This is a genomic window from Enteractinococcus helveticum, from assembly GCF_001657475.1.
In the GTDB taxonomy this organism is placed as follows: domain Bacteria; phylum Actinomycetota; class Actinomycetes; order Actinomycetales; family Micrococcaceae; genus Yaniella; species Yaniella helvetica.
Genome location: NZ_LXEY01000022.1, coordinates 83,331 through 104,593, shown reverse-complemented (window position 1 = coordinate 104,593; position 21,263 = coordinate 83,331). Strand labels below are relative to the sequence as shown.

At 56.0% G+C, this 21,263-nt stretch carries 19 protein-coding genes and 1 tRNA gene; 10 read left to right on the top strand and 10 right to left on the bottom strand.

The annotated features are described in order from the left end of the window. Positions 1-27: 27 nt before the first annotated feature. Positions 28-1,011, top strand: a complete 984-nt coding sequence (locus A6F49_RS12440) for a DNA-3-methyladenine glycosylase family protein (RefSeq protein WP_043058810.1) — start codon at positions 28-30, stop codon at positions 1,009-1,011. Here A6F49_RS12440 and trxA read toward each other — a convergent pair. From trxA to A6F49_RS12420, 4 genes are all read right to left on the bottom strand, one after another. Beyond that, positions 1,008-1,391 (bottom strand): thioredoxin, encoded by a 384-nt coding sequence (trxA, locus tag A6F49_RS12435; protein WP_043058811.1) that lies wholly within the window; start codon positions 1,389-1,391, stop codon positions 1,008-1,010. The two genes, A6F49_RS12440 and trxA, sit on opposite strands and share 4 nt — an antisense overlap. Before the next feature lie 303 nt (positions 1,392-1,694). Further along, positions 1,695-3,035, bottom strand: coding sequence for an MFS transporter (locus tag A6F49_RS12430; protein ID WP_043058812.1), 1,341 nt, complete (start codon positions 3,033-3,035; stop codon positions 1,695-1,697). 186 nt (positions 3,036-3,221) lie between these two features. Further along, positions 3,222-3,650, bottom strand: coding sequence for a hypothetical protein (locus tag A6F49_RS12425; protein WP_043058813.1), 429 nt, complete (start codon positions 3,648-3,650; stop codon positions 3,222-3,224). Between the two features lie 12 nt (positions 3,651-3,662). After that, positions 3,663-4,208 (bottom strand): SdpI family protein, encoded by a 546-nt coding sequence (locus A6F49_RS12420; protein WP_150119489.1) that lies wholly within the window; start codon positions 4,206-4,208, stop codon positions 3,663-3,665. A gap of 183 nt (positions 4,209-4,391) precedes the next feature. Here A6F49_RS12420 and A6F49_RS12415 point away from each other — a divergent pair, with 183 nt between their 5' ends. The 5 genes from A6F49_RS12415 (at position 4,392) to A6F49_RS12395 (ending at position 10,206) form a co-directional block, all read left to right on the top strand. Continuing rightward, positions 4,392-6,044, top strand: a complete 1,653-nt coding sequence (locus A6F49_RS12415) for an ABC transporter substrate-binding protein (RefSeq protein ID WP_052505018.1) — start codon at positions 4,392-4,394, stop codon at positions 6,042-6,044. Between the two features lie 7 nt (positions 6,045-6,051). Next, positions 6,052-6,993 carry an ABC transporter permease gene (locus A6F49_RS12410; protein WP_043058815.1) on the top strand — a complete coding sequence of 314 codons (942 nt, stop codon included), beginning with the start codon at positions 6,052-6,054 and terminating at the stop codon, positions 6,991-6,993. After that, a complete protein-coding gene (locus A6F49_RS12405) occupies positions 6,990-7,781 on the top strand; it encodes an ABC transporter permease (RefSeq protein ID WP_043058816.1) in 792 nt (263 codons plus the stop codon). The genes A6F49_RS12410 and A6F49_RS12405 overlap by 4 nt, the downstream gene beginning before the upstream one ends. Next, positions 7,778-9,397, top strand: a complete 1,620-nt coding sequence (locus A6F49_RS12400; protein ID WP_043058817.1) for an ATP-binding cassette domain-containing protein — start codon at positions 7,778-7,780, stop codon at positions 9,395-9,397. Before A6F49_RS12405 ends, A6F49_RS12400 begins: the two co-directional genes overlap by 4 nt. 356 nt (positions 9,398-9,753) lie before the next feature. Further along, complete coding sequence (locus A6F49_RS12395; RefSeq protein WP_043058818.1) at positions 9,754-10,206, top strand: hypothetical protein; 453 nt, start codon at positions 9,754-9,756, stop codon at positions 10,204-10,206. 117 nt (positions 10,207-10,323) lie between these two features. On the opposite strand, the gene A6F49_RS12390 is transcribed toward A6F49_RS12395, so the two are convergent. The 4 genes from A6F49_RS12390 to A6F49_RS12375 form a co-directional block, all read right to left on the bottom strand. Then, complete coding sequence (locus A6F49_RS12390; protein WP_043058819.1) at positions 10,324-11,565, bottom strand: aminopeptidase P family protein; 1,242 nt, start codon at positions 11,563-11,565, stop codon at positions 10,324-10,326. A 292-nt stretch (positions 11,566-11,857) separates the two neighbouring features. Further along, the gene (locus tag A6F49_RS12385; RefSeq protein ID WP_327019966.1) at positions 11,858-13,630 is read right to left on the bottom strand and encodes a BCCT family transporter; all 1,773 of its coding nucleotides are present in this window, start codon (positions 13,628-13,630) and stop codon (positions 11,858-11,860) included. Position 13,631: 1 nt separating this feature from the next. After that, positions 13,632-14,426, bottom strand: coding sequence for a creatininase (locus tag A6F49_RS12380; RefSeq protein ID WP_043058820.1), 795 nt, complete (start codon positions 14,424-14,426; stop codon positions 13,632-13,634). 334 nt (positions 14,427-14,760) lie between these two features. Then, positions 14,761-15,129 (bottom strand): DUF488 domain-containing protein, encoded by a 369-nt coding sequence (locus tag A6F49_RS12375; RefSeq protein ID WP_043058821.1) that lies wholly within the window; start codon positions 15,127-15,129, stop codon positions 14,761-14,763. Between the two features lie 248 nt (positions 15,130-15,377). Here A6F49_RS12375 and A6F49_RS12370 point away from each other — a divergent pair, with 248 nt between their 5' ends. Then, positions 15,378-15,671 (top strand): FmdB family zinc ribbon protein, encoded by a 294-nt coding sequence (locus A6F49_RS12370; protein ID WP_043058822.1) that lies wholly within the window; start codon positions 15,378-15,380, stop codon positions 15,669-15,671. A gap of 33 nt (positions 15,672-15,704) precedes the next feature. Further along, a complete protein-coding gene (gene fmdA / locus A6F49_RS12365) occupies positions 15,705-16,967 on the top strand; it encodes a formamidase (protein WP_043058823.1) in 1,263 nt (420 codons plus the stop codon). Positions 16,968-17,035: 68 nt separating this feature from the next. On the opposite strand, the gene A6F49_RS12360 is transcribed toward fmdA, so the two are convergent. Next, positions 17,036-19,543, bottom strand: a complete 2,508-nt coding sequence (locus A6F49_RS12360; RefSeq protein ID WP_043058824.1) for a GcvT family protein — start codon at positions 19,541-19,543, stop codon at positions 17,036-17,038. A 132-nt stretch (positions 19,544-19,675) separates the two neighbouring features. Here A6F49_RS12360 and A6F49_RS12355 point away from each other — a divergent pair, with 132 nt between their 5' ends. After that, entirely contained in the window at positions 19,676-20,422 is a 747-nt protein-coding gene (locus tag A6F49_RS12355) for an IclR family transcriptional regulator (RefSeq protein WP_043058825.1), read from the top strand. Between the two features lie 57 nt (positions 20,423-20,479). Here A6F49_RS12355 and A6F49_RS12350 read toward each other — a convergent pair. Next, positions 20,480-20,564, bottom strand: a tRNA-Tyr gene (locus tag A6F49_RS12350). Between the two features lie 194 nt (positions 20,565-20,758). On the opposite strand from A6F49_RS12350, the gene A6F49_RS12345 reads away from it, so the two are divergent. Next, positions 20,759-21,247 carry a YajQ family cyclic di-GMP-binding protein gene (locus A6F49_RS12345; RefSeq protein ID WP_043058826.1) on the top strand — a complete coding sequence of 163 codons (489 nt, stop codon included), beginning with the start codon at positions 20,759-20,761 and terminating at the stop codon, positions 21,245-21,247. Positions 21,248-21,263 lie beyond the last annotated feature (16 nt).

The following is a 21,263-nucleotide window of genomic DNA, read 5'->3' as shown; positions in this document are numbered from 1 at the left end:
CGGTGTGTCAGGAGGTTATAAAACGCCATGAACTTCGTGCGCAAACCCGATTATTCTGATGTTCTGCATCCGGGTGTTGCCGTTGATCTTGCCGCCAATATGGCACCGCTGGTTCGTGGCAAGGGTGACCCTACTGCAGCAACCACCGATGGGGTGAGCTGGTTATCCTTTCAGCCGTCATCGACCGGTCCGGTAACCATCGCTCTGGTCCACCCGAGCTCGCCTTTACATCCTGGTGCCATCCGGTATCACGTCTGGGCTCATGGTGACGACAACGCTATCCAGGCCGTTGTTCAACGCATGCCAGTACTACTCGGAGTCGATGAGGCCGCGCTAGCGGGTTGGGAAGCATTCGATGAGGTGCTGGCGCAAACCGCCAAGCTCTTGCCAGAACGCGTAGTTGATGCACGTCGTCGTCATCCAGGCATGCGTCTGATGGCGACCGGACAGCTTGTGGATGAATTATTGACCGTGGTGCTGGAGCAAAAGGTCACGCAGCACCAAGCACGTGCGACCTGGAGTTGGTTGGCCAAGACTTATGGGTTGGCCTCCCCTGCCGGCGATCCTGCCCCGAAATTAGCTCCTCGGCCCGAGACCATTTTGGGTATCGCATCCTGGCAGTGGCATGCAGGTTGGGTACAACCGTTTATGGCACGTACCTTAAGAGCTGTGGCCTCCCGTGCCAGCGCGCTGCATCGATTGGCGAATAAACCGCTTGCCGAAATCGATAGGGGTTTGAATTCGCTGCCCGGTATCGGCCCGTGGACGGTAGCAGAAACACTTCAGCGGACCCACGGGGCAGCCGATTACGTGGCGGTTGGTGACTATCACTTAGCCCACCACGTCGGCGAAGCACTGGCGGGCAAACGCACCGATGACGCCGGGATGTTAGAGCTTCTTGAGCCCTGGGCCGGTCATCGACAGCGCATTGTCAGGCTGATGTATGCCTCGGGGATCCGCTTTTCGCGTTTCGGGCCACGCATGGCGGCTACCGATTTTCGGGATCGTTAGTTCTTGTTTTGCTCGGCTTTGGCACGAGCATCTTCAACCTGCTTGTGGACTTCTTCCATATCCAGTCCACGGACCTGCTCGATGAGGCTGTCCAGCTGCTGAGCGTTGATGGCGCCGGGTTGGGAGAAGACCAGCACGTTTTCCCGGAAGGCCATCAGGGTTGGAATGGAGGAGATACCTGCCGCTGCGGCAAGCTGCTGCTGATCTTCGGTGTCAATTTTGCCAAAGACGATGTCGTCGTGCTTTTGGGAGACTTCGTCATAGACCGGAGCGAACATCTTGCAAGGGCCGCACCAGTCGGCCCACCAGTCCACCAGGACGATGTCGTTGTTTTCAATAGTTTCTTGGAACGATTCTTGAGTTAGATCTTTTGTTGCCATGCGGCCAGCCTACTAGTGCAGCCATAGCGTGCCTAGTAAGAATCCACAGATAACCATCTGTCGAGCGCGAACACCCGTTATGACTACATTCCTGTTGTGTCAGAAGGGGTCGCAGCAGAGCTGGAGGAACTGCAACGGGTCGCGACGCTCGATGAGCGAGACCAGCTGCTCATCGAGCTCCTGGTCGCGAAGAACAATAAACCTCAGCTCTCCTGATTTCTGAGCCTTAGACCGCACCTAGTGCCGGTCCGGGGGAAGCAAAAGACTCCGGTTCTGCATCGGGTCGGAGACTACTGGATATCTCTACCCGCGCGAGACATCTGGCAGCCGCCCTCCGGCAACCACTCCGGTGAGGCCCATAGCCGCTAAGAACAGCAGCGCCCATGCGATGTGTAACAGCGCCAGAAGTGAGCTGAGACCTCCCACGACAAGCAGTATCAGGCCCATCGCTGAGTTCGATACGGCAACATACACGGTGCGTTGATCCCCCTGGGCCATGTCAACAACATAGGTCTTCCTGCCGATGCGGACGCCGGTATGCATCAGCGTCACGGCGAAATATGAGACCACGAATAACATGTTGCCCCACCAGCTGTCAGCACTCACCGCGGGCAGCGCAGCGAGCCCCACCGTGACGATAATGACAGCTGAAGCCACACCCGCGCCGATACTCATCAGCTTTTTACTGGAGCGATCAGCGAAGCGTCCAAAGAGCCGTCCACCAATTAATGCTGCCAGCCCTGAAGCAATGATAAACCCGCCCAGTCCCGTCAGACTGGAAGCACCTGCGTGGACCGATAACGTCACGATAAAGGGTGGACTCAGTGACGATAGAAGTAGCAGGCTGCGAACCGTGACGAAATCTCTAAACGGCTTGTCCTGCCGTAACAGGGCTGCCATCCGAACAAACGAATTTTTATGTTCAGACGCTGATTCGTTCGTCGTGCTCTTGGAAGGGGCGGACTGTTCGTTGACTGGTTCACGAATACCGACATAGACCGCGGCAACTGCAAGCCATAACACCACCCCAAGAGCCAGCAACCAGAACAATTGTTCAGCAGCAATATCACTTCCGCCAAGCAGTCTGATCACAAGTCCCAGGGTGATAGCAACGAGTCCGGCCGCCGTGGTGGCCACGCCATTAATCTGGCCGCGTTCCCCTTTGGGCACTGTGCGGCCTTGAACATCCTTGGAGGAGATTGAGCAGAGGCAACGGCCCAAGGCGAAGATCGCGAGTGCTGACACAATAATCAGACCTGCTGCCAGTCCTTCACCGAGGGCAGCGATTCCAGCCATCACGGCGACCGCACCGGCTTGTACGAGAGCACCAGCAATAAAAACCCATTTACGGTACCGCACTCGTAACACCAACGGAGTGAGAAAAGCTTGCGGAAGCATTGAGCCTGCCTCCCGGATGGGCACCAGCACGCCGGTGAGTGCCGGCGGAACGCCCAGTGCTGCAAACAACCACGGCAAAACCGTCGAGGCGTTGACCACCTGATCACCCGAGGACTGCAACGCATTCGCCAGCACCAGTCGCAGCCCGTTCGGCGCAATGGTGTGTCTTCTATTGGCTGGTACTTCGTCTTCTGCTTCGGCATTGCGTCGGATCAGTACCGAATAGAGACGCTCGGTGACACTCACGATGTCACGCTGCTAACCGGACAAACGTGTTGAAGGTGCTGGTTCATAGTGTGGATACTAGCCATCGTCTATACCTCCGGCTAGCACCGGCTGATCGTCTGGATAAGAAGACCTCGGTCTCACAGCATTGCAGCCGCTGTGAATTGGTATCTCCCATCGTGAATATCTGTTCAGTGGTTCGGACTCCTACTGAGCCGTCTCGCGCTGACCATAATGGTTGATGAGGTTGGCTGCCGTGACAGCGTCTTGCGTACTGATCTCAAGGACTTGCCCGTTGGTCCGTGTGATCCTCAGACCGGAACCAGCACGAGTGATCAGTCCTGTTCCAGCACCGGAGATGCGCCATCCCCATCCACCCCATTCACCAGGACGTATGTCGGTGACTTCAGCAGATGCTATCGATGCATGTGGAATGTTGCCTCGAGGCAAGCCGAGAAAACCTGCATAGGACAGGCCGTGGTTATCGATTCGCAAGCGCCATCCCCAGGTCGCGATCACCAGAATCACGGTGACAACAGCGATCACCAGACTGATCCACCCGGGTGCAAGCGTCAGAAACCCAAGCACGCTGGCAATGGCGAGGAGGACAACGAACTGCACACCTGGATGCATCATTTCAACGCTGCGTCACGTCAGATCCTCCGGTGTACTCTGCGCCGATGAATGGTCCGGTGTTGCTTCGTGTGTGGCGCTCGGTGCTGGGGTCGGCACCAGACCAATGCTGATACCCGCAATTGCCGCAAAGCCCAGTGTCATCCCCATAATCGACATTGGAAACGAGGCCTCTGTTGCTACGGTGAGGCTGGATTGGCTTTTGAACAGTTCTAGCTGAATCACCGATATCAGCACGACTGTAAACGCAGCCGAACCGGACAGAAACCGTCCCTGAAGCCCGGTCAAAAATTTCAGACGCAGGGCGAGAACAACCGCTATGACGACCATCAGATTGATCCCGGTAATTAAAGCAATGCTCGTGATCGGGGCGCTGAACCCGTCCGGATTGCCCTCAGCATCAAAGTGCGTCGCCATCGGGTCGGGCACCAGGGAGATCCATTGCAGTGGCCGTACGGTAGCCACCACGGTCATAGCGACGAGCGGCAATAAGACGATGATCGAGTAAATCCGCCAAGTCATAGACCCGAAAACCCTCACTTCAACAGGGTGTTCAAGCACCCAAAGAACGGTCTTATAAACCGTAACAGGCACTGATACCAAGTGACATCGGACTCATCGGATCCCGGCAACTTGCAGAAAACCCATGGTAAACCGAAAGTGAATTTCGTTGGTACCGAACGTCGTCGACGTATGTGACTTTTTAGACGGCGCAACCGGTGCGCTGGCCGTAAAGTTATCGCTATGGCAAAATTCTCATCCTCACATTTGAAGATCTTGGCCACCGCCGCAATTGGTGGCCTGGCGCTGGCTGGCTGTGGTGATAGCGGCTCAACCCAGGGCGAAGCATCCGGTGAACCACAATCCGGAGGCACCCTCATTTACGCATCTGGCGATGCCGAACCCGATTGCTTGGATCCCCACTACGGCGGCAACTATCCTCAGGGCCTGATTTCAACTCAGTATCTTGAAACCCTGTTTACCAAAAATGAGGATGGCGAAACTGTCCCTTGGCTTGCCGAAAGCTCCGAGGTCTCGCAAGACGGTCTGACCCATACCATTACCCTGACCGATGGGATCACGTTCCACGATGGCACCCCGCTGACTTCTGAGGCAATCAAAGCCAACGTCGAACACCTCCAGGACCCAGATACGGCGTCCTCGACGGGCTACTTGGCGGTTCAAAAAGTTCAAGAAGTTGAAATCGTCGACGATCTGACCGCCGATCTGCACCTGTCGGCCCCGGATAATGCGCTGGAAGAATCGCTGTCCATGCACTGGACCGCCATCCAGTCCCCCGCTGCGCTCGCTCGTGAGGTGCAGGAAAACTGCGAATCCCCGGTCGGAACTGGTCCGTTCACAGTAGATTCCTGGGATCGTGAACAGCAGATTAATCTGGTCCGCAACGAAGATTACGTTCTGCCAGTGGAAGACTCAGAGCGCGAAAATGACCTGGCCTACCTCGATGGCATCACCTGGCGTCTCATCCCAGAAGCCGCAACCCGCTATGCAGCGCTACAGTCCGGTGAAGTCCACGTCATTGATAACGCCCAGCCAGACACCATTCAGTCTGCAGATAATGCCAACATCGGTCACCTGGATTCTCCACGGCCCGGTGCATCGAACCGCATCGAGCTGAACTCTTCGCAGGCACCCTTTAATGATCCACTGGTTCGTGAAGCGTTTATTCGCGCTGTAGATGTTGACGGCGGTATCCAAGCCCTGTTCTTCGATACCGCACCATGTTCGCACTCGCTGCTGTCCTCGGTCGAACCCCTGGGGTATTCCGATGATTCCCTGTTCTACCGCGACGTTGATGAGGCCAACGACCTGCTGGATGAAGCCGGCTGGACCGAACGCGACGAGGATAACGTTCGGATGAAAGACGGCGAGCGCCTCGAGCTCATCATGCCGGTCTCCACGAACCAGTCGGTGCCCGCTGAACAGTCCCTATTTGAACAGTTCCAGGCCCAGGCAGGCGAAGTTGGATTCGATATGCAGATCAACTTGCTGGACCTATCCAGTTGGTATGCAGCTCTGGGCGAGCACAACTACAATCTGGTCTCGGCCCCGTACACCAAGGTCGGCCCATCGGTCCTACGAATCTTGTACCATTCATCGTCGATTGAACCTGCCCCATCCGGCTACTTCGCCAACAACGCCCAGGTCGATATCCCTGAGCTCGATGAGATTCTGGTCCAGGCCGAAGAAACCACCGACGACGCCGAACGTGCTGACCTCTACGAACAAGCACAGCAAATGGTGTTAGAAGACTTCTACGTGCTGCCGCTGTATGACCAGCAGAACCACTTCCTCTATACCGCAGATGTCCAGGGCATGGGCGAGGCGTCGGCCATCGCTGCTCCTGAGTACTACAACGTCTGGCTCAACCAGTAAGTAGTTCATGCACATCATCACGTGGTTGGCCCGCCGGGTAGGAGCCGCAGTGCTTTTGCTGTGGCTCGTGGCCACCGCGATCTTTATTGCCATCCGGTTCATCCCGGGGGATCCAGCCGAAGCCATCATGGGAGGACCCGGCTCTCAGGCTTCTGCCGAAGCCCTTGAGGCGGCACGCGAGCAGTACCACCTCAATGAACCCCTTGTGGTGCAATACGGTCTGTATCTTGGCCAGTTAGCCACCGGAGATTTGGGCACCTCATATGCCCAACATCGACCGGTGGCTCAGGTCATGGCCGAAATGCTGCCGGCAACCTTACAACTGACCCTGATCGCGTTAGTCATCGCGTGGTTCATCGCCTTTGTCATGGCGGCAATTGCTGCTCGCAGCTCGAAAATCGGCCAGACTATGGGCACGATTATCGAAGTCATTGCGGCCGCAGTCCCCCACTTCTGGCTGGGGGCAATGCTGATCATTATCTTTTCCACCTGGCTCGGCTGGCTACCCGCCGTGGATACCGGCACGATGCAGGGCATCATTCTGCCTGCCGTCACCCTGGCCATTCCGCTCTCCGGATTTCTTGCACAGTTGATGCGAGATAGTTTATTGACGGCGATGAATTCGCCGTTTGCACTCGCTGCACGTGCCCGCGGGGCCTCAGAAGGCCAAGTCTTTTTCCGCCACGGTTTCCGCCACGCGGCTCTACCTGCACTCAATCTCACCGGTTGGGCGGTCGCGGCCTCCATCTCGGGCGCCGTCGTCGTCGAAGAAGTCTTTGCTCGCCCCGGAATCGGGCGTTCCCTGCTCGGAGCGGTGTTGTCCCGGGACATGCCCATGGTCACCGGTATTGCTCTGTTTTCTGCGTTGATTTATATGGTGGTCATGCTCGTGGTCGAGGCCATCGAAGCGTTCATCAACCCGGCTGCGGCTCGAGGTGGTGACCAGTGACCCGCACCGGAAAGATCGTTGCCGCCCTGTTTATGGGCATCATCGCCATCGCGGCACTGTTTCCCTCATTGTTGGCACCCGGCAGTCCGCTTGCGGTGCATCCGGCGGATGCTTTTGGGTCCCCCTCACTGCAACACCCGTTTGGCACCGATGAATCCGGGCGCGATATCTATACCCGAGTGGTGCACGGCACCGCTGACTCATTGACCATCGGTCTAGCCGCCACCGGATTGGGTATGGGCATCGCCGTCGTCCTGGGTGTAATCACAGCCTTTGCTCCGCGATGGCTTGACTCGGTGATTCTGCGCGGGCTTGAAGTACTCTATGCGATTCCCACCTTGTTGATGGCGCTGATTATTATCGCATTTACCGGGCCCGGGACCACGCCGGCGATTATCGCCGTCGGCTTGTCGACCGCGCCGGGCTATGCACGATTGATCCGGACGCATCTGCGCACGTTAGTGAACTCTGAAATGTTCGACGCTGCCACGGTGCTTGGACACTCCACCTGGCTGAAAGTACGCAACCATTTGATCCCCAATACGCTCACGACTCTGTTGGCGTTGATTACGCTTGGCATCGGGCAGGCCGTGATTTGGGCCTCCGCGCTGTCATTTTTGGGCTTGGGGACCCCGCCTCCGGCACCCGAATGGGGTGCGATGCTGGCCTCGGGTCGCACGTATTTGCATTTTGCCTGGTGGATGACGGTCTTCCCGGGGCTGGCAATTGTCGCCGTCGCGGCCGGGGCTACCCTGTTGGGGCGTTCGGTTACTCGGAGGAGTGCATGAGCCAACCAGCGGTTGAAATCAAGAACCTGTCGGTGACGTTTCCCGGACCAGATAAGTCCGTTATTCAAGCCGTTCAGAACGTGTCATTTACGCTCACGCCCGGTCGTGCCCTGGGGATTGTTGGCGAGTCTGGTTCTGGGAAGTCAGTGACCGCTCGCGCCCTGCTGGGGTTGACCGGCGGCCAGGTGACCGCCGATGTGGTGAATATTTTGGGCACGGATGCCCGCCACCTCACGGAGAAACAATGGCGTGAGATTCGCGGTCAGCAGGTGGCGATGATCTTGCAGGATGCCCTGAACAGCTTGGATCCACTGCGGCCGATCCATCGAGAAATCGCCGATACGTTGCCGCTGTCGCGTCGAGCTCGAAAGCAAACGGCGATCGAGGCTCTGTACCGCGTGGAGATGCCGAATCCAACTGTGCGCGCTGATCAACGGAGTCCGCAACTGTCCGGTGGGATGCGGCAACGAGCACTCATAGCCCAGGCTATGATCGGTAACCCCTGTGTGGTGGTCGCCGATGAAGCAACCACCGCACTGGATACCCGATTGACGCGGTTGGTGCTGGATCAGCTCAATGACCTGACCGACCAAGGGATCGCGCTGGCGATCATTTCCCACGACCTGGCCCAAATCGCACAGGTGGCCGATGAGATCATTGTGATGCGCAACGGTGAGATTGTCGAATCGGGACCGACCGATCAGATCCTGAATCGCCCCAGCCATGAATACACCAAGCAATTGCTGGCTGCGATCCCCGCAGGCGTTGAGCGGTTTGTTCCACTCACGCGTGATCTCGAACAGCCCGAGACACCACATCTAGCCAGGCCTGAGCCAGAAGTATCCAGCAAACGTTCCGACAACCTCGCGGTACAAGTCACCGGGTTATCCAAAGCCTTTGGTGATCACCTGGCCGTCAATGATGTATCCCTATCAATCCCCAGGGGCACCACGCTGGGCTTGGTCGGAGAATCCGGTTCGGGCAAAACTACCACGGCCCGGATGATCCTGGGTTTGACCGCTCCCGACACCGGGACAGTGGAAATTTTCGGTGAGCATTTCGCACCGGCCAACGAAAGCGAACGTCGCGCGCTACGCGAGCGTCTCGGGGCCATCTACCAAGACCCTTTGGCATCGTTTGATCCGCGCTATTCAGTCTCACAGGTTCTGACCAACGCGTTGTCCAAGGGGACGACCTCGCGGTCACGCCAGTATCGCGAGCGCGCCATAGAACTGCTTGAGATGGTGGAGTTGGACAGTTCTGTGCTCGGACGGAACCCCCGAGAATTATCGGGTGGACAACGACAACGACTTGCCATCGCCCGTGCGCTGGCGCCCAAACCCGACGTGCTGATTCTGGACGAGCCGGTTTCCGCCTTGGACGTTTCAGTCCAGGCCACCGTGCTGGATCTTCTCGACCGCCTGCAAGGAGAAACGGGCGCAAGTTACTTATTCATCACCCACGATCTCGCCGTCGTAGAACACATGTCCGACAATATCGCGGTGATGACCAACGGGCAGCTGGTCGAAATGGGCACGGCCAATCAGATAATCAACGACCCACAGCACTCGTATACTCAGGAGCTCATGGCCGCAGCCCCCGAGTGGAATCGATAAAAGCGGCCCCAACGAGACACAGCTCTCTAACTATCATCCCGAGTTCCGCCTGGAGATCTGGGGTAATGTCTGCGCTTCAATCGTGTCGCGTCAAAGCTCGCGATGAATGCCTGTCACATCAGCAACCTTCTCCGCAAGAACTCAAGATTGCTGCACACCAGTGGGATCTCACCTGCGAACACTAACTTCGTGAAACCTCGATAACCAACTCGTGACGCCCATCACCGAAGTCATTAGTGTCATAAGCATGGTTCAACCACATACCGACGCTGCACGACTCAGCGTTCACAATCCCCCTGACCTACGCTTGCACTGCGCCTTCCGATAACCTGGCGCCTTCTAGAAAGGACCGTTCGTTGCGAGAATTCATCAGACCAACCCTCGTTGGGGTCGTGGCCGGGCTCGTACTGAGCGGGTGCGGGATGCCCGATGATGTCGGCGAAGTTGAGCCCGTCGACTTTAACAATGTGGATGAATTATTCGAGGCCGTTGATCGTCATCTGGGCTGTCCTGAGGGCAGCAGTGGAGATTATGCCTTCGACGCCGGCGATGAGCACGGTCTTGTGACGGGACGACGGTGTGCCGAAAGCGTCGTCATGGCGCATTCGGAGAACGAGGTCGTTATCGATGAGATTCAAGCTCGAATGTCGACGACGCAAGGCGGCCCGCTGCCCATGGTGCATGACTCCACCTGGTTCGTTGTCGATATCACGGAAGCTGCTCAAAGCCATCGAGAACTCACCCACCCCGTCTCCAGGGATCTCGAAGCGCTGGCTACCGCATTGCGGACTGACTACACCGAGCTCTAAACGCCACGAGGCATGCATACAACGGCAGGGCCTCGAACAGCTCAGCTGTTCGAGGCCCCCGTTTTCGCGCTCTATTCGTCCTCAATCAGGCGGTATCAGTTCCTGATCAAGTGGTTGTTAGGCATCGATGATGTTGTGTTCTGGGCCAAACGGGAACTTAGTGATGTTCTCAGCGCCTTCTTCTCCAACGACCAGGATGTCGTGCTCCCGGTAGCCACCGGCGCCAGGTTCGCCCTCCATGACGGTGATCATTGGCTCTATCGACACGACCATGCCTGGTTCCAGGACGGTATCGATGTCTTCGCGCAGTTCTAGTCCGGCTTCGCGGCCGTAGTAGTGCGACAGCACCCCAAAGGAGTGGCCGTAGCCGAAGGTACGGTTTGGTAGCAGACCGTGGCCAATGAAGATCTCGTTGAGTTCGTGTGCGATGTCCTTGCACACAGCTCCCGGTTTGATCAGTTCCAGGCCGGCTTCGTGGACTTCCACATTGGCCTTCCACAGTTCCAGCGTGCGAGCGTCTGGTTGCCCCAGTGTCAGAGTGCGCTCGAGTGCAGTGTAGTAGCCCGAGGTCATCGGGAAGCAGTTCAATGACAGCAGGTCACCGCGTTGTAGTTTGCGAGTGGTTGCCCAGTTGTGTGCACCGTCGGTGTTAATTCCGGATTGGAACCACACCCAGGTGTCACGCACCTCTTGGTCTGGGAAGGTTTTGGCGATTTCGTGCGTCATCGCCTCGACACCAATCAGGGCGACCTCGTATTCGGTAATGCCCTCGCGAATCGCAGCCTTGATGGCTTCACCACCGATATCGCCGATGCGGGCACCGTGTTTGATGACCTCAATCTCTTCGGCAGATTTGATCATGCGCTGACGCATTGCGGCCTGGGAGACGTCCGTCAACTGTGCTGACGGGAAGGTGTCCTGGAGTGCTTTGCGCTGCATGGTGGTCACAGTGTCATCTTCTACACCAATACGTTTGGCGCTAATGCCCTGGCGGTTTAGTGCTTCTTGCAGACCGTAGTAGAAATTGTCGCGGCGCCAGTCGGTGTACACAATGTTGTCACCGTAGCTGGTGCGCCATGGCATACCAGCGTCAATATTGGCAGTCACCGATATGGATTCCTGTTGTGTCACGACCAGCGCATAGGAGCGACCGAAGTATGTGAAGAGGAAGTCCGAGTAATATTTGATGCTCTGATAGCTCGTCAAGATGACCGCGTCGAGTTCTTTTTCGGCCATAATCGAGCGCAGACCGGCTAAACGACGCTCAAACTCAGCGTCCGAGAAAGTCAACGGCTGCTTTTCACCGTTGTGGAGGGTCTTCAGACGTTCCAACTCGCTGACATTAGTGACATTAGCCATGTGGTTCTCCTTGAAATATTCTCAGCCCGTGTGCTTGGTGCTGAACCATAGTGGTGAGTAGGTCTAGAGCCTCGCAGGCTGATTCCCGCCGCTCTGAATTGAAAACCGGCAACCGATCAAGTTGCGATCAGTGCAACGCCGTTGCATTCAGGATATGTGTGAGAATCCTCACTGTCAAGGGGTCTTTTAGAAAATCTTTGCAAAGCTTGCGACGAGGTGTCCTGACCGTGTTAAGACACGACAAAACGGGCGCCTCCCTGAGGGGATGCGCCCGTTTTGCTTAGTTCAATGGCTAGGACGAGTGATCAGCGGATCCTGGCGGGCGTGACGCGACAGTGGTGGCGTCGTCAGCCGGCTCGGTGAAGCCCTCACCGTCGGGATCAGGAATCAGCACTCGATGAGGATTCGGGTCATTAATAGCCCGCTCCATACGACGGATTTTCTTATTGCGCTTATGTAGTCGTCGGATCAGATTTGCGATCATCAGCAGGATCACGAACGAGAATGGGAAGGCGCCAATGATGGTCCCGGTCTGGACGGTGTCTACGACTGCCTCACCGCCGATCGACAGCAGCACAGTCGCCACGGTTCCAATACTCAGTACCAACACAACACGGAAAATCGGACTGGATTTGCGCGGTGCTGTCACGAACTCACCCAACGCATAGGTCCCAGAGTCCAGCGAGGTGATGTAATAGGTGGCCACGAGTACTGTGGCCGCGACAAGCAGGATGGTTCCAACAACCGGAATCTGATCAAGCATGACAAATAGCCCGCTTGAGGTATCTCCTGCAACTTGCTCACTGATAGAGCGATCCAACTGGTCGTCGTAGTAGATCGCTGCAACACCGATGACGCCGACCCACACCATCACAATAAGCGACGGGATGACGGTCACGCCGAGGACGAACTCGCGTATGGTGCGACCCCGGGAGATGCGAGCGATAAAGCCTGCAACAAACGGTGAGAAAGCAATAACCCAGCACCAGATGAAAACTGTCCACCAGCCATTCCAGCTGTCCTGCCATGTATCAAGCGAGCCGGCCGCGAGTTGGAAATCGGTGAAGAAACTCATTGACAAGAAATTCTGACCGAATGTACCGAACGTTTGGGTCATGGTCGACAGCATATAAATCGTCGGGCCGAAGACGAACACCGCCACGACAAGTACGATACTTAGAATCGAGTTCACTGCTGAAAGTCGTGCCATCCCCTTGTTAATGCCGATATAGGCTGAGATGCCAGTAACCACGGCGAAGGCGCCGATCACGATCATCCACATGACCGGCCCAGATTCAATACCCGTAAACGACGTAATGCCCGAGCTGAACTGCATGGCTGCAAAACCAAATGAAGTAGCCAAACCGAGCACGGTGGCGATAATGGCCAAGAGTTCGATGACAACCCCGGCGGGGCGCCGTGCTTTCTTCGGCAGAATATCGACGGTTGCTTCACGGAAAGTTAGCGTTTTGCCAAGGTTGTGATGCGAGTACGCCAAGCAGAGCGCCACGACACAGTACATCGCCCAGGCCGTTAATCCCCAGTGGAAGTAGGTCCAGACGATCGCGCCCTCTTCTGCGCCGCCTGCTCCGACGACCGGTATCACGGGATTCTCATCACGTAGCATGATGGGTTCGGCTACAGACCAGAAAATCAGTCCGATGCCCTGCCCACAGGCAAAGAGCATAGAGTACCACGCGAAGCGTCCGTGCGTAGGTTTCGCTTTGGGACCACCAAGACGGACTTTGCCGAATTTACTAAATGCAGCCCAGATACAAACAATCAGTGCAATCAGTGAGTACATGATGAACAGCCAGGTGAATTCCCCGGTCACAAATGTCCTCAGCATCGAGATCGTTTCGGCGGCACCATTGGGATTAACGATCACCCAAATAACCGCGGCAACGATGAGTACCGGAGGAATGATCGTGATGAGCAGTCGGTCTAGGGGTGGAATTTGTCGGCCCATGAACCGAGGTACTTCAACCGGAGGCTGTTCGCCTGATTCCACAGGCTGCTCGCCTGCGTATTCGACCGATACTTTCGAAGTTTTAGCACTGGTCACGTCAATGCGCCTTTCGTGTGGCAGCCATGAGTTGAAGCTCTGAGATTAGAGCTGAAGCGAGTGCACCTCGAACGGCTGCGAAGAGCTGCTGACCTTTTTCGGCAGTCGCATCTATTGCCGAGGACAAGCAACCACTGGAGGGCGTGCGGGTCGGATCTTCGGGAAAAATGTCGTAATTGGTCAATTGTGCAGGCGGATGATCTACGACTCGAGACATGTCGACTTTTTCTGGATGGAGCAACAGCATAAGGGAGGTTTCCAAAACGCCTCCGTGTTCGATATCCCAGCCGAGGAATCCGTTTGGGAAAACGCTTTGTAGAGTGGCATCGTCAACGAAGTCCCAGTACGACATCAGCACTCCTCGAGCTGAGGTTCTGCTGGCGCGTGCCTTGGCAATCGCATTATCTAAGCCTTCGTAGATGAACTGATAATTCTCAAAATGGCCGTTTAAAACAACAACGTTTTGGAATCCCTGCTCTAGGAATGAGCCGACCACGTCTTCAACGAGGTGGATCATTGTCGTGCCACTCACACTGGTGGTACCAACGCGGTGATCACCGCCCCCAGACCGCGGCTGCGACTTATAACCGTAAGAGAAAACCGGCGCTACCAACGCGCCAATTTCTTCTGCAACAGCTGCCGCAATCGCTGACGACAACATGGCATCGACGCCAAGTGGCATGTGTGGCCCGTGTTGTTCGGTGGCACCGGTGGGAATAATAACCGTGGATGCTTCTCGGCCGAGATACTGTGCATAAGTATCGGCATCAAGGTCTTCGAGAAAAACTGAAGACATGTCTACTCCTTGACTCCCCAATATACGGGGTCATAATTACGGCGAAGTGCCGGTCAAAGACTGCGCGATTCAGAAAGTTGTCTTGAACGCAACAGCGTTGCAGTAAATATATCCAGTGGTTCACATCACAGTCAAGTGGGTGATGGGCACGAAAATGAATCGGTTGGTAATTCTACCCAGCCGAGATGGCCTCAGAGGACAATGGGGCCTTCGTCGTCGAAGCGTACCTGCGCACCACAGCGCCAACACGTGACAGTAGTTCCTGAAGATGTCTCGTCAAGCATCGCTGAACAGTTGGGACACAACTGGTCGAGCCAGCACGCTGGATCTCCCATCAGCTATACCGCCGCAAATAGTCTTGCAAGATGTTGGCGTGATTGATGTTTTCATCTTTGGCGGCATAGAGCAGCGTCACGCGCTCGTTATCGTGAATCAGATCAATGAGCTCGTCTACCGCGTCAGCGTGGTCGTCATCGGAAAGTTCCTGCTCGTATCGTCCAGCGAATTCTTCGAGCCGGTCGGGGTCATGGTCCCACCAGGTGCGCAGATCAGAACTTGGCGCAATATCTTTGAGCCACGCATCTAACTGAGCATCTTCTTTGCTCACACCACGCGGCCAGATTCGATCCACGAGGACTCGTTTTCCATCGGAATCATCGGCGTCATCATAGATTCGTTTGATGACAATTTTGGGACGGCTCATATCTTCACCTTACGACCCGTCGCGAGGTTACTGTCAACCAACTGCATGCTGCGGCAGGTAATTTGTTCAATGAAATCCGACCGGTTCGGGTCCAATCAGGCACAACGCAATTTCGTCCAACCGGTATTAGACCGTTCTTTAACGGCATGGAATGTGCTGCGCTCCAAGTCAGACCCGTTGTGGTTTCGTGATCAACATGTTTGGCTCAGCATTATCGACGCGCAGCGTCAGTGAGAGGAACATGTTATATGCCGCTCTATGATTACCGGTGTCCCGACGGTGATGTTTTCGAAGTCTTCTTTTCCATGCACGACAAACCCGACACCGTCGCATGCCCGGGCTGTGGCCAAAACGCCGTGAGCCAGATGCCAGCGATCGGTCCGTCCAAGAGCAGCTCTGCACAAATGCGCGTTCTCGACGCAACCAAAGCGACCGCCGAAGCACCGCAGGTCGTCAACTCCATCTCGGGCACTCGTACTAGCAAGCGCCCCTCAACACCTATGACTCGCAACCCACTGCATCACAAATTGCCCCGACCTTAGGGGCTTGTTTCCGTAACGGAGGAGCAACTGGCTATGCTTGGCAATCTTTTTCCACTTGATTCGTCCAAACCGTTTACTGACCAAGAAAAGATCGGCCACAACCGATACCACCCAGAAATCCCACCGGTGGCCACCGTCAAACCTGGAGACAGCTTCCGAGTAGACTCGCGAGAATGGTTCGACGGTGACATCAAAAATGATGACTCTGCTGACGATATTCTCAATGCACCGATGAAAAAGGTGCATGGATTGTCTGGGCCATTTCGGATCGAAGGTGCCCAACCCGGCGACTTGCTGATTGTCGATATTCTCGATGTCGGACCGATTCCGCAGGAACAGGGACCACTGGCTGGACAGGGGTGGGGTTATACCGGGATCTTCGCAAAATCCAATGGTGGTAGTTTTCTCGTCGAGCAGTTCCCCGACGCGTATAAGGCTGTCTGGGATTTTCATGGCCCGTGGGCGACGTCGCGCCATATCCCCGGTGTGAAATTTGAAGGACTGATTCACCCCGGCATTATGGCCACCGCGCCCAGTGCTGAACTGTTGGCCAAATGGAATGCTCGTGAAGCCGCGCTGATCGCCACCGATCCAGACCGCGTCCCACCGCTAGCGTTGCCCCCGGAGCCTGAAGAGTCGGTGCTAGGTAGTGTTCCCCAAGCCGACCGCGAGCGCATCGGGGCCGAAGCAGCACGCACCGCTCCCCCACGAGAAAACGGTGGCAACCAAGACATTAAGAACCTGACCAAAGGGACCAGAGCCTTCTACCCGGTGTTTGTCGAAGGTGCGAACTTTTCGATCGGCGACTTACACTTCTCCCAGGGTGATGGAGAAATCACGTTCTGTGGTGGGATCGAGATGGGTGGCTATATGGAGCTGCACGTCGATGTGATCAAAAACGGCATGGAGCTCTATGGGGTGTCCGAGAACGCAATCTTTATGCCGGGCCGACAGGATCCACAATTCAGTGAATGGATCGCTTTTTCTGGCACTTCGGTCACGTTGGACGGCGAGCAACGCTATCTTGATTCACACTTGTCGTATCAACGGGCCATCTTGCACGCCATCGACTATCTGGCCACGTTCGGCTACTCCCCCGAGCAGGCGTACTTACTACTGGGAGCCGCACCGGTTGAGGGGCGACTATCCTCTGTTGTCGATATTCCGAACTCGTGTTCGACCGTGTACATTCCGACGGCAATTTTCGATTTCGATATCCGACCATCGGCCGATGGTCCTCATCAAATTGATCCGGGGATCGGGGCTCCAAAAGCAGCTGACCCGGTCTATGGCTAAGCAGCTGTGAACAGGCCACCGGTGGTAGGGCCCTACCACCGGTGGCCTGTGCATGCAGTGCTGTGACTTTAGCGACGGATCTTGCTTCCCTCAGGGTCATAGAGCGGATCCATGGCAACTTCAGCGGGCACCGATCGATCGAAATGCTGGATGACGACCTGGGCACCAGGTTCGGTATATTCGGGTTCTAACCATGCATAGGTGATCGTTTTGCCGACTGTATATCCGAAGTCCGAAGAAGCGGTGTAGCCAATTGTTTCGCCGGCGTGGTTGCGTACCGGGGAACCGGGGTTCGGCGAGCCAAACGGGAAAGCGGAGGTCAACGACACCATGCGGCGCTGGGTTTGTGGTGGCGTGGCCAGGGCATCGTGGCCGAGGTAATCAGTTTTGACCTTGGACACCGCAAATCCGAGCCCAGCTTGGTCGGGGCGGTGTTCGCGGGTGATATCTGCTCCGTAGGAGCGGTAGCCCTTTTCCAGACGTAATGCGTTGAATGCGAGCCGTCCACCAATGATCAGGCCGTATTCTCGTCCTGCGGCGTCGATTTCTTCCCACAGGCGGGCACCGTGGTCTGCGGTGGCGTAGAGCTCCCAGCCCAGTTCGCCAACATAAGAGACTCGCAGCGCCAAGACTGGAACGGCGGCAACGTAGATTTGTTTGGCTTTAAAGTAGCCGAAGCCCTCATGACTGATGTCGTCGTCGGTCAGTTTGCTCAGCACATCGCGGGCGTGGGGCCCCCATAGACCGATGCAGCAGGTGCCCGGGGAGATATCGGTGATGGTGACATGCTCGCCGGGGCGAACATTATTTTTCAGGTGTATCAGATCGCGGTGGTTATTGGCGCCGATCATGTATTCGTTTTCCGTTACTCGGGTAACGGTGATGTCCGAAAGGATCCCGCCGGTGGCATCCAGCATGAGTGAATAGGTGACCGAGCCGGGTGCTTTCGAGACTTTATTGGTGGTGAGGCGCTCCAGTAGGGCGGTGGCATCCGGGCCTTCCACACGGTAGCGCGTCAACGATGTCATGTCGTACATCGCGACCCGGTTCCGGGTGGCCCAGGCTTCAGCGACCGCGATCGGGGAGAACTCCGAGGTGTCCCACATCGGGATTTTCGGAAAAGCCAGATCGGCCTCTTCTAGAAGCCGCCGGTTTTCATCCAACCACAGGGGGCGTTCCCAACCGTTGGCTTCAACGAAGTGGGCGCCGGCGAGTTTTTGATGGAAGTAAAACGGTGAGGTGCGCAGTCGACGCAATTTGGCAGAGGCAGCACGCGGGTGACGAATATCGTAGACCTCGTCGTAGGATTCCAGACCCTTCTGGCGCGCAAATTCTGGGGAGAGCAGCTGGGTGTCGAAGCGGGCGATATCAAGCTCTGAGGTATCGATGCCCGGGTTGCCGGTGGTCATCCAGTCGGCCACGACTTGTGCAACACCGGCCGATGCGGTGACCCAGACGGCTTGGGCTAACCACATGCCCCGAATAGTGTTGGACGGGCCAAGCAGCGGTCCGCCGTCGGGGGTAAAAGAGAACAGCCCGTTGAAGGAACGTTCTTCATCCAGTCCTGCTTTGCCCGCCGAAGGATAAACCCGCTGAATTTCTTCCCAGGTTGGTGCGTAATCCTGATAGGTGAAATCGTGAATGGCAGGTTGGCGTCCCGAAGTATGTGCGGCGTTTGGTGAGGCAATTTCGTCTTGGCGTACTTCCAGCGGACGGTGCTCGTAGGCCCCCACCGCCAGCGTTTTGCCCTGCTGCCGGAAATACAGTCCCGCCCCTTGGTGACGGACGATGGGATAGTTACAGGCTTCATCATTGACGGCGTCTTGGAATTCATCGAGGTCATGGCTAAAGCCCATGCCGTGTTCGATCGGTTGCATTGGCAGGTTTTTGCCCAGCCATTTGCCGATAGTTGGCCCCCAGATACCGCCGGCAGCGACGACAAAGTCAGCTTCGATGACACGCTCATGGTCCCCGGTCAATGCATCGACAACTTTTACCCCGACGACGGCGCCGTCTTCCACCACGAGATCAATAACCTGTGTATGCCCGTGGAAAGTTGCGCCGTGTTCGATGGCTCGGGTTGCTTGGGCTTCCACGGCGCGCACCGAATGCACGACCGCATCGGTGGGGGTGTGCAGTGCACCCACCAGATCCTCGGTATTGATCCCCGACCAGAGATTGCATACGCCTTGAGCATCAATGAGTTTGGATTCAACACCCCATGCTTGAGCGAATCCGTGACGACGCTTAAGTTCGCGCAGTTGATCATCCGTGTATGCCAATTCGATGCCGCCAACACGTTTCAACACCCAGTCGTCGTCGCCACCGGGGTTGAGCTCGTCCAGTTTATTTAGCGTGCGCTGTGCTAGCTCAGACATGGCTTTCGAGGGATTGATCTGAAACACAAAGCCCGGTGCGTGAGACGATGAGCCGCCGGTCTGATAGAGCGGTCCTTGATCCACGACCGTGACATTGCGTGCGCCCCGTTGCGTCAGTTCGTCGGCAAGTGCCGCACCGACGACGCCGGCTCCGATGATGACGATCTTTGCGTCTGGTGAATATGTCTGTTGTTCCATGGTCCAACCCCTTGAGTTGCATATGTTGCAACTTATGCGTAAGATGCAACTGTGACTTGTGGCACAAATTGTAGTGAGCCTTTTGTCACAACGCAAGGGCTTTAATGGAGCAATTTTTGGAAGGTCACTAGCGTGAGTTCAAATCAGTCAGTTGATCGTGCGGTAACGGTCCTATGGATCCTCAATGGCCTGCAACAAGCCACGGTCACCGAGATCGCTGCAGAGCTTGATGTGCATAAGTCAACGGCTTCGCGTCTGCTGGCCGTGTTGGAGCAGCACCAGCTGGTTGTTCGACAACCCGGTTCAATGGCCTATGAGCTGGGGCATGGGATCTTGCAGCTAGCCAGTACCGTGCGTTCACAGAATGATCTCACCCGCTCTGCGCAACTGCTCGTCGAAATGGTCGCAGAGCACTTCAAGCTCACCGCCAATGTTGCTATCTTGGATGAAATCTTTGCGGTCAACATTGCCCAATCAGCGCCGTCCGAGAAGTTCTTTACCCCCCGCCAATATGTCGGACGCAGAACACCGGGCCATGCCACCAGCAGTGGCAAAGTGTTATTGGCCTTCGCAGAGAAGGCCGTCCAAGACCAAGTGCTGGCCACAGAACTTGAAGCCTTCACGCAACATACAATCACTGACCCGGACTGTCTGGACAACGAGTTTGCGCAAACCAAAGAGCGCGGCTGGGCAGTGTCGAATAATGAATGGGACGCGGACATGACGGCCGTTGCAGTTCCACTGTTGGGGCTAAGCGGTACCGTCATTGCCGCCGTTTCCATTACCGGCTTTACTCACGACCTGCCCCCTGAAAGTTTTGCCGCTCGTGCACAAGAACTCCAGACCTTGGTGCAGCGTCACGGACGCTTATTGGAGTAACGTGTGTTAAAAGCAAAAGACCTCGGATCATACCGAGGTCATAGCGCTATATTGAATTGGTGGCAGATACTGGATTCGAACCAGTGAAGGCAATGCCAGCTGATTTACAGTCAGCCCCCGTTGGCCGCTTGGGTAATCTGCCATGTGCACGTCATCCGTGCACGAATGATTACCTTACCAGCACTTTTTTGTTTTTGCGAATCGAGTCGTGCGGTGTGTTTACCTGAGCGTCACCGAACAGTTACGGCCCGCCGGTCGGCGTCGTCTGGGGCACCCCAATGGATTCACGCTACACTTTGACCAGTACCAGTCATCCAGTGTCTGCAAGGAGAGCTCATGGCCAAGGAATCGACGTTTGACATCGTATCCGAGGTGGATAAACAAGAAGTCGCAAACGCAGTAAATCAGGCATCTAAAGAAATTCAGCAACGCTATGATTTCAAAGACACTGATGCGTCCATTGATCACGCTGACAACACGATCACACTGACGGCTAATGCCGAAGAGCGCGTGAACGCCATTCTTGATGTGCTGCAATCAAAATTCGTCCGGCGTGGGATTTCTCTGAAGTCGCTGGACGCCGGGGAACCGGTCGCTTCGGGTAAGCACTACAAAATTACGGCTGCAATCAAAGAGGGGCTTGACCAAGCCACTGCCAAAAAGATCTCCAAACTCATCCGCGATGAAGGTCCGAAGTCAGTCAAAGCCAACATCCAGGGCGATCAGCTGCGTGTGTCCTCGAAGTCGCGAGACGATCTGCAGGCGACGATGGGCTTATTGCGTGATTTCGAAGACGCCGCACTACAATTTGTGAATTTCAAATAAGACCAAGGAGCGCTTT

Coding starts and splice junctions, on each gene's coding strand:
- A6F49_RS12390 (WP_043058819.1), bottom strand. CDS start 11,565: ATGGCTAATGTCACTAATGTCAGCGAGTTGGAACGTCTGAAGACCCTC.
- A6F49_RS12400 (WP_043058817.1), top strand. CDS start 7,778: ATGAGCCAACCAGCGGTTGAAATCAAGAACCTGTCGGTGACGTTTCCC.
- A6F49_RS12425 (WP_043058813.1), bottom strand. CDS start 3,650: ATGATGCATCCAGGTGTGCAGTTCGTTGTCCTCCTCGCCATTGCCAGC.
- trxA (WP_043058811.1), bottom strand. CDS start 1,391: ATGGCAACAAAAGATCTAACTCAAGAATCGTTCCAAGAAACTATTGAA.
- A6F49_RS12415 (WP_052505018.1), top strand. CDS start 4,392: ATGGCAAAATTCTCATCCTCACATTTGAAGATCTTGGCCACCGCCGCA.
- A6F49_RS12345 (WP_043058826.1), top strand. CDS start 20,759: ATGGCCAAGGAATCGACGTTTGACATCGTATCCGAGGTGGATAAACAA.
- A6F49_RS12440 (WP_043058810.1), top strand. CDS start 28: ATGAACTTCGTGCGCAAACCCGATTATTCTGATGTTCTGCATCCGGGT.
- A6F49_RS12380 (WP_043058820.1), bottom strand. CDS start 14,426: ATGTCTTCAGTTTTTCTCGAAGACCTTGATGCCGATACTTATGCACAG.
- A6F49_RS12370 (WP_043058822.1), top strand. CDS start 15,378: ATGCCGCTCTATGATTACCGGTGTCCCGACGGTGATGTTTTCGAAGTC.
- A6F49_RS12360 (WP_043058824.1), bottom strand. CDS start 19,543: ATGGAACAACAGACATATTCACCAGACGCAAAGATCGTCATCATCGGA.
- A6F49_RS12410 (WP_043058815.1), top strand. CDS start 6,052: ATGCACATCATCACGTGGTTGGCCCGCCGGGTAGGAGCCGCAGTGCTT.
- fmdA (WP_043058823.1), top strand. CDS start 15,705: ATGCTTGGCAATCTTTTTCCACTTGATTCGTCCAAACCGTTTACTGAC.
- A6F49_RS12375 (WP_043058821.1), bottom strand. CDS start 15,129: ATGAGCCGTCCCAAAATTGTCATCAAACGAATCTATGATGACGCCGAT.